Here is a 7055-nt window from a genome sequence, read left to right as displayed (position 1 = left end):
TGGCCGTGTACAGCATGGCGGCGTGCTTGCCGGAGCAGTTCTGGGCGAGCCGGGACGGCGGGCGGCCCTCGCGCACCCAGGTGTCCCGGACGACCGGGTCGAACGGCAGGTCGGGGACGTTGCGGAGGTCGTCCTCCGTCAGCCCGGCGAGTTCGAGGATGCGCCGGGCGCCGGCGAGGTGGCGTTCCTCGCCGGAGTGGCTGGCCGCGGCGAGCGACAGCAGTTCACCGTCGAGCGGGAGCCCCGCGCGGACCATCGCCACCGCCTGGACGGGCTTGAGCGCGGAGCGCGGGTAGCAGGCGGCCTCGATGTCGCCGAGCCGGAAGTCGACCTCGCCGTCGGGGCCGAGGACGACGACGGAGCCGTAGTGGACGCCTTCGACGACCCCGCCGCGTATCAGGTGGGCGACGGGGGCGTGGAGGGGCTCGCGGATCAGGGGTACGTCCGCGGGGACGGTGCTGTGCATCACACTGCCTGGTGGGAGTCGTGGGTCGGCGTGCGCGCGGAGCGCACGATGTCGGTGAGGGTCGTCTCGACGCGGTCGAGGTGGTGGGTCATGGCCTCGACGGCGTCGTGCGCGGAGCCGTCGGCCAGTGCCTCGACGATCGCCCGGTGCTCGCGGTTGGACTGCTCGCGGCGTCCGCCGAGTTCGTTGAGGAAGGCGGACTGGCGGGCCAGCGCGTCCCGGATCTCCTCGATGACCCGGCGGAAGACCGGGTTCTGGGCGGCCTCGGCCACGGCGAGGTGGAAGAGGGTGTCCATCGCGACCCATGCCAGGGTGTCGGTCTCGCGCTCCATCCGGTCCAGCAGACGGGTCAGCCGGTCCAGGTTCTCCGGGGTGCGGCGCTCGGCGGCGTACCCGGCGACCGGGATCTCGATGTGCCGGCGCACCTCGAGCAGGTCGCTGGCCGCGTAGTCGCCGAAGGTGGGGTCCTCGACGGCGTCGGCGACGACGAAGGTGCCCTTGCCGGTCCTGGACACGGTCAGGCCCATGGTCTGCAGGGCCCGCAGCGCCTCGCGCAGCACGGGCCGGGAGACCTCGAGGGTGCGGCACAGCTCCGCCTCGGAGGGCAGCTTGTCGCCGATCGCGTACTCGCCGCGCTCGATGGCGTCGCGGAGGTGGGAGAGGACCGCTTCCATCGCGCTGACGCGCCGCGGACCCGCACCACCTGTCCGGCTGTCTGACAGGTTCACGGAGCGATGGTGCGGGGGCGGCGCGGGCACTGTCAAGCGGAGGGCCCGTTCCGGGAGGGTGGGGCCAGCCACACCCCCCGTCAGGGGGTCCCCGTCACCCCCTCCGGGGGGCCAACGCCATTCCGCTCCGCGGAGATCATTCACATACTCAAGCACATGGCCGATCCAACGGTACTCACCGCCGTCCCGCCCACACCCGCACGCGAAAAGGGGAGCGACTTTTCCGAATTGTCACGGCGCATAGCCGAAGCGGGTCTGCTGCGACGCCGCCCCCTCTATTACACGGTGCGTTTCGGGGCCGTGGGAGCGGCTCTCGCCGGCGGTGTCGCCGCCTTCCTCGTCCTGGGTGACAGCTGGAGTCAGCTGGTCGTCGCCGCCGCTCTGGCCCTGGTGTTCGGGCAGCTCGGACTGGCCGCGCACGATCTGGCCCACCGCCAGGTGTTCTCCCGCCGGCGCCCCAGTGAGGCCGGCGGGCTGCTGGTGGCCAATGTGCTGCTGGGCATGAGCTACGGCTGGTGGATGAACAAGCACACGCGCCACCACGCGAACCCCAATCACGAGAAGAAGGATCCGGATGTCGCTCCCGACATCATCGTGTGGTCACGGCGTCAGGCGAAACAGGCGAAAGGGCCGGCGCGATTCATCGGAAAGCACCAGGCGGCCCTTTTCTTTCCGCTGCTGACCTTGGAGGGCCTCAATCTGAGTTTCAGCAGTTTCAAGGCCCTGCGCAGCCCGTCGGTGAAACGGCCGGTGCTGGAGGGAACGCTGCTCGTCGCCCATTTCGCCGTGTACTTCGGCGGCCTGTTCCTGGTCCTCTCCCCCGCCAGGGCGCTCGCGTTCATCGCCGTTCACCAGGGTCTGTTCGGCATCTACCTCGGCTCCGTGTTCGCCCCCAACCACAAGGGCATGCCGATGATCGAGGAGGGCACCGAGCCGGACTTCCTGCGCCGCCAGGTCCTCACCTCCCGCAACGTCGACGGCGGGGTGTTCGTCGACGTGTTCATGGGCGGGCTGAACTACCAGATCGAGCACCACCTGTTCCCCAGCATGCCGACGCCGGCCCTCGGCCGCGCCCAGGTCATCACCGAGCGGTACTGCGCCGAGCTGGGCGTCCCGTACTGCCGGACGGGTCTGCTCGCCTCGTACCGCCAGGCCCTGCGCCACCTCAGGCAGGTCGGGGAGCCGCTGCGCGACAAGGTCTAACCCCACACCGCTCCGGCCAGGGCCGCGCCCGCGAAGGCCGCGCCCAGGCCGGCCGTCACGCTCGCCGCCACGTTCACGGCGGCGTAGCCGCGTGCGCCGGTCTCGGCCAGACGGAGGGTCTCGTAGGAGAAGGTGGAGTAGGTGGTCAGGGCGCCGCACAGGCCCGTGCCGAGGAGCAGCTGGAGGCGGGAGTCGGCCGCGCCCGCCGCCACCGCGCCCGTGAGCAGGCCCAGGACCAGGCTGCCGGTGACGTTGACCGTGAAGGTCCCCCAGGGGAACACCGAGTCGTGCCGGGACTGCACCGCGCGGTCGGTGAGATAGCGCAGCGGGGCGCCGGCCATGGCGCCCAGCACCACGTACAGCCAGTTCACCGCGGCGCCCCGCCCGTCCGGTCCGTGGCGCCGGTGCCGTCGTCGCGGCGCACGTGCCGGACGGCCTCGCAGCGGTCGAGGAGGACCAGGCCCTCGCCGACCAGCCCGTCGAGTTCCGGCAGGAAGGCCCGTACGCGCTCCTCGGTGTCGACCACGACGACCGCCACCGGCAGGTCCTCGCCGAGGGACAGCAGCCGGGAGGTGTGGACGACGGAGGAGGTGCCGAAGCCCTCGATGCCGCGGAAGACACTGGCCCCCGCGAGTCCGGCCGCGTGGGCCCGGTGGACGATCTCCGAGTAGAGGGGCCGGTGCCGCCACGTGTCGTTCTCGCCGACGTACACGGTCAGGCGGAGGACGGTTCCGGTCAGCCGGGTCATGGCCGCCTCCCGATCAGAACGCGGCGGGTCGCCGCGGCGGCCGTCCACACGGCGGCGAGCGCCGCGAGCGGGGTCACCGCGAGGTACACGAGTCCGGCGCCAGTCCCGCCGCCGTCGAGCAGGTTCCGGACGTCGACGGCGTACGTGGAGAAGGTGGTGAAGCCGCCGAGGACACCGGTGCCGAAGAACGGGCGGAGCAGGGGGTGGGCGGCGCGGACCTCGGTGACGGTCACCATGAACACGCCGATGACGGCGCAGCCGGCGACATTGACCCAGAGGATCGTCCAGGGGAATCCGTGCGCCGGGGTCGGCCACCACAGGGAGGCCGCGTACCTGGCCGTCGCCCCCGCTCCCCCACCGAGCGCGACGGCGGCGACGACGGGGGCCTGGGCGCGGAAGGCGGGGCGGGCCCGAGGGCTCTCGGTTTCCGGGGCTGTCACCGTCGTACGTCTCCCACTCGCTCGGGATCAGCGTAACGTCCCGGAACGCGGCGGGTCATGTCGCGGCCCCGCGCGCTACCAGCCCTTCTCGAACAGCCGCGCCACCTCGGCGATCCGTGCCTCGTCGCGCCGGTAGCGCACACGGGCGCCGGGGCCGTCGGTGCGCAGCAGGCCGAGGGCCGTGAGCAGCCGCAGGTGGGTGAGGGCGACCGGGTGGGGCAGACCGAGCCGTGCGGCGACGGCCTCCGCTGTCAGGCCGCCGGCCGCCGCGTCCCGTTCCCTCAGCAGGGTCAGGATGCGCAGTCGTGTCCCGTAGACGGGGGTCCTCAGCATCTCGTCCACCTCCGCGCCGGGCCTCGCGCTCCGGAGCCCTTCCACTCTGCCGTGGGCGGGGGCCCCGTGTCCCGGTCCGACGGCACCTTGTCCGGGACCCAACGCACCTGCGGGAAAAGGCCGTTCGGCCCCGCCACGGTCCGCGGGCGGGGCCGGCGGGCTCACCGGTGGCGGAACCAGGCCGTCGCGGGCAGCGCGCGGTCGTCGTAGCCGAACAGCGCCTGGTTCTCCCAGCCGTTGCCGGAGGACGGGTCGGCGGGGTCCCAGCCGTTGCCGGCGCGGGCGGTCCAGGTGGCCTCCCAGTAGAAGACGCCGAGGCCACGGCCGTTCGGGACGGCCTCCACGATGCTCGCCACGTCGTTCATCCAGCGGGTCTGCCCGGTGGTGGACGCCGGGTAGCCGGGGACGAGTTCACCGTCGAGGTCGATGATGTTCTCGAGGCCGTCCTCGCTGTCGAGACGGAAGGGGTAGGCCGTCTCGGCGACGAAGACGGGCTTGCCGTAGCGGCCGGCCGCGTCGTCCAGGGTCGTCTGGAAGTCGTGCAGCGTGCCGTGCCAGTAGCCGTAGTACGACAGGCCGATGGCGTCGAACCTCACGCCGTGGGAGACCGCGTTGTCGAACCACCAGCGGGTGCCGTCGAGGTCACCGCCCTCGGCGAGGTGCAGCGCGGCGACCGTGGACGGGCTGACCGCCTTGACGGCGTCGTAGCCGGAGTTGAGCAGGCCGGCGAGCCGGCTCCAGTCGTCGGTGGAGCCCTCGTTCCACAGCATGCCGCCGTTGATCTCGTTGCCGACCTGGACCATGTCGGCGGTGGTGCCCTGCCTCTTGAGGGCGTCGAGGACGTCGTACGTGTGGTCGTAGACGTCCTTCTTCAGCTGCCCGTAGCCGTGTCCGGCCCAGGCGGCGGGCTTGTTCTGCTTGCCCGGGTCGGCCCAGGCGTCCGAGTAGTGGAAGTCGACGAGCAGTTTCATGCCCTGCGCCTTGATCCGCTCGGCCATGGCGAGGACGTGCGCCTTGTCGTTGTAGCCGTCGGCCGGGTTCACCCAGACCTTCAGACGGGCGTAGTTCATGCCGGCGGACCTCAAGATCGCGACCGGGTCGCCGGTGGAGCCGGACGCGGTCCGGTAGACCCCGCCCCTGGCCTCGCTCTTGGGCAGGGAGGAGATGTCGGCGCCCTTGACCGGCAGGCCCGAGGTGCCCCGGGTGAGGGTCAGGTCGTCGACGTTGATCCAGTTGCCGGCGTTCGCGTCGCTGGTGACGCTGATCGTGCACTGGCCGGCGGTCACGCGGACCGGCACGACGATCCGTATCCATCCGGAGTCGGAGACCGGCAGGCCGGTGCGCTGCTCGGCGCCGCCGCAGTTCTTCAGGGCGAGGTACGCGGCGTTCTGGCCACCGCCGGAGCGGACCCAGGCGGTGAGCCGGTAGTCGCCGCCCGCCAGACCGGACAGGTACTGGTAGGTCTCCACCTTGTAGGCGGAGGACGACCAGTGGGACAGGCGGTGACCGCCGCCGCGGCCGCCGGGCTCCGTGTACGAGGCGGCCGTGTCGCCGTACTCGGACCAGCCGGCCGGGGTGGCGGTGCCGGAACCGTCGGTCTCGAAGCCGCCGTTGGTGAGCGTGCTCGCGGCCGTCGCGGTCTGGGCGGGCAGGGCGGTGAGGGCGAGTCCGGCCACGAGCGGTGGCAGCAGGGCCCGCAGTGTGCGTCTGGGATGGAACATGGGCGTTCGTCGTCCCTTCGACGTGGGGAGGGGGTGCCCTGCGCCCGGAGGGCGCGGGCGGGGCCCCTCCGCCCGCGGCTGTGTGCTCACGCGGGCGGAGGGGAGTCGCGGCTCAGCCGTCGAGTCGTACGACCCGGACGGCTCCCGCCGGGACCGCGAGGCGGCCCGCGGCGCGTTCACCGGTCAGCAGCTCGGTGCCGGGGGTGTCCAGCGGCACCTTGGCGTCGGTGGCGGTGTGGTTGATCGCGAACAGGAAGGTGCCCGACTCGCCCGCGCGGCGCACCACTTCGAGGTCGCGGGGCAGGTCGGTGCGCGGGGCGATCCGGGCGTCCTCGGCGGCCCGGCCGAGCAGGGTGGCGAGGCCCTCGGCGCCGAGCCGGGTGGAGACGTACCAGGCGGTGCCCTCGCCGAGGCGGTGCCGGGTGACGGCCGGGTGTCCCCCGGTCAGGCCGTCGGCGTACGTCCACACCGTCTCGGCGCCCCGCGGCACCACGAACTCCGTCCACACGTCGGCGTCGAGTTCCGCGCCGTCGGGGCCGGTCAGGCGGACCCGTTCGCCCTGGAGCAGGGGGGAGAACTCCTCGACGGTCAGGCCGAGGACGTCGCGCAGGGCGCCCGGGTAGGGGCCCTCGTGCACGGCGTCGTGCTCGTCGACGATGCCGGAGAAGTACGACACCACCAGGGTGCCGCCGTTCTCGACGTACTCCCTGAGGTTGTTCCCGGCCGCCTCCGTCATCAGGTACAGGGCCGGTACGACGACAAGGGGATACCTCGACAAGTCGGCTTCGGGGTGGGCGAAGTCGACGGTGAGGTGGTGGTCGTAGAGGGCCTCGTACCAGGCGTCGGCGCGTTCGCGGGCGTCGTGGTCCTCGCTGGGGCGCCAGTCGAGGTTCTGCGCCCACCAGGAGTGCCAGTCCCACAGCACGGCGACGTCGGCCTCGGTGCGGGTGCCCCGGATCGGCGCCAACGACCGGACGGACGCGCCGAGTTCGGTCACCTCGCGGAAGACGCGGGTCCCGGTGCCGCCGTGCGGCAGCATCGCGGAGTGGAACTTCTCGGCGCCGCGCCGGGACTGGCGCCACTGGAAGAACATCGCGCCCTCGGAGCCGCGGGCCACGTGGGCGAGGGAGTTGCGGGCCATCTGGCCGGGGGCCTTGGCGGGGTTGCGGGGCTGCCAGTTGACGCCCGAGGTGGAGTGTTCGAGCAGCAGCCAGGGGGCACCGCCGGCGACGGAGCGGGTGAGGTCGGCGGCCATGGCGAGGTTGACGTGGGTGCGGCGGCCGTCGGTGATCAGGTAGTGGTCGTTGGTGACGAGGTCCACCTCGCGGCCCCAGGCCCAGTAGTCGACGGAGTCGCACTGGCTGAGGGCGGTCATGAAGTTGGTGGTGACCGGGACGCCGGGTGAGAGGCGGTGCA

9 protein-coding genes are annotated in these 7055 nt (G+C 72.3%); 1 reads left to right on the top strand and 8 read right to left on the bottom strand.

Features of this window, described 5'->3' with window-relative positions; translation table 11 throughout:
- A partial coding sequence (locus tag B7767_RS17145; RefSeq protein WP_143652524.1) for an asparaginase occupies positions 1-466 on the bottom strand: 466 nt, incomplete at its 3' end.
- Positions 466-1194 (bottom strand): FadR/GntR family transcriptional regulator, encoded by a 729-nt coding sequence (locus tag B7767_RS17140; protein ID WP_085572953.1) that lies wholly within the window; start codon positions 1192-1194, stop codon positions 466-468. The genes B7767_RS17140 and B7767_RS17145, both read right to left, overlap by 1 nt.
- A gap of 156 nt (positions 1195-1350) precedes the next feature.
- On the opposite strand from B7767_RS17140, the gene B7767_RS17135 reads away from it, so the two are divergent.
- Entirely contained in the window at positions 1351-2397 is a 1047-nt protein-coding gene (locus B7767_RS17135; RefSeq protein ID WP_085572952.1) for an acyl-CoA desaturase, read from the top strand.
- Here the strand turns inward: B7767_RS17135 and crcB (B7767_RS17130) are convergent.
- The 6 genes from crcB (B7767_RS17130) to B7767_RS17105 form a co-directional block, all read right to left on the bottom strand.
- Positions 2394-2768, bottom strand: a complete 375-nt coding sequence (gene crcB, locus B7767_RS17130; protein ID WP_073934941.1) for a fluoride efflux transporter CrcB — start codon at positions 2766-2768, stop codon at positions 2394-2396. The genes B7767_RS17135 and crcB (B7767_RS17130) overlap by 4 nt on opposite strands.
- Positions 2765-3145, bottom strand: coding sequence for a DUF190 domain-containing protein (locus B7767_RS17125; protein ID WP_085572951.1), 381 nt, complete (start codon positions 3143-3145; stop codon positions 2765-2767). The genes crcB (B7767_RS17130) and B7767_RS17125 overlap by 4 nt, the downstream gene beginning before the upstream one ends.
- Positions 3142-3585 carry a fluoride efflux transporter CrcB gene (gene crcB / locus B7767_RS17120; RefSeq protein WP_085572950.1) on the bottom strand — a complete coding sequence of 148 codons (444 nt, stop codon included), beginning with the start codon at positions 3583-3585 and terminating at the stop codon, positions 3142-3144. The genes B7767_RS17125 and crcB (B7767_RS17120) overlap by 4 nt, the downstream gene beginning before the upstream one ends.
- 75 nt (positions 3586-3660) lie before the next feature.
- The gene (locus B7767_RS17115) at positions 3661-3918 is read right to left on the bottom strand and encodes a helix-turn-helix domain-containing protein (protein ID WP_179167178.1); all 258 of its coding nucleotides are present in this window, start codon (positions 3916-3918) and stop codon (positions 3661-3663) included.
- A 161-nt stretch (positions 3919-4079) separates the two neighbouring features.
- Entirely contained in the window at positions 4080-5639 is a 1560-nt protein-coding gene (locus tag B7767_RS17110; RefSeq protein ID WP_085572948.1) for an arabinogalactan endo-1,4-beta-galactosidase, read from the bottom strand.
- 112 nt (positions 5640-5751) lie between these two features.
- Positions 5752-7055 (bottom strand): beta-galactosidase trimerization domain-containing protein (locus tag B7767_RS17105; RefSeq protein ID WP_179167177.1); only part of this gene is annotated, 1304 nt, incomplete at its 5' end.

Origin of the sequence: Streptomyces sp. 13-12-16 (assembly GCF_002114215.1) — a bacterium.
Taxonomy (GTDB): Bacteria; Actinomycetota; Actinomycetes; order Streptomycetales; family Streptomycetaceae; genus Streptomyces.
This window is presented reverse-complemented; position numbering and strand designations above follow the sequence as displayed.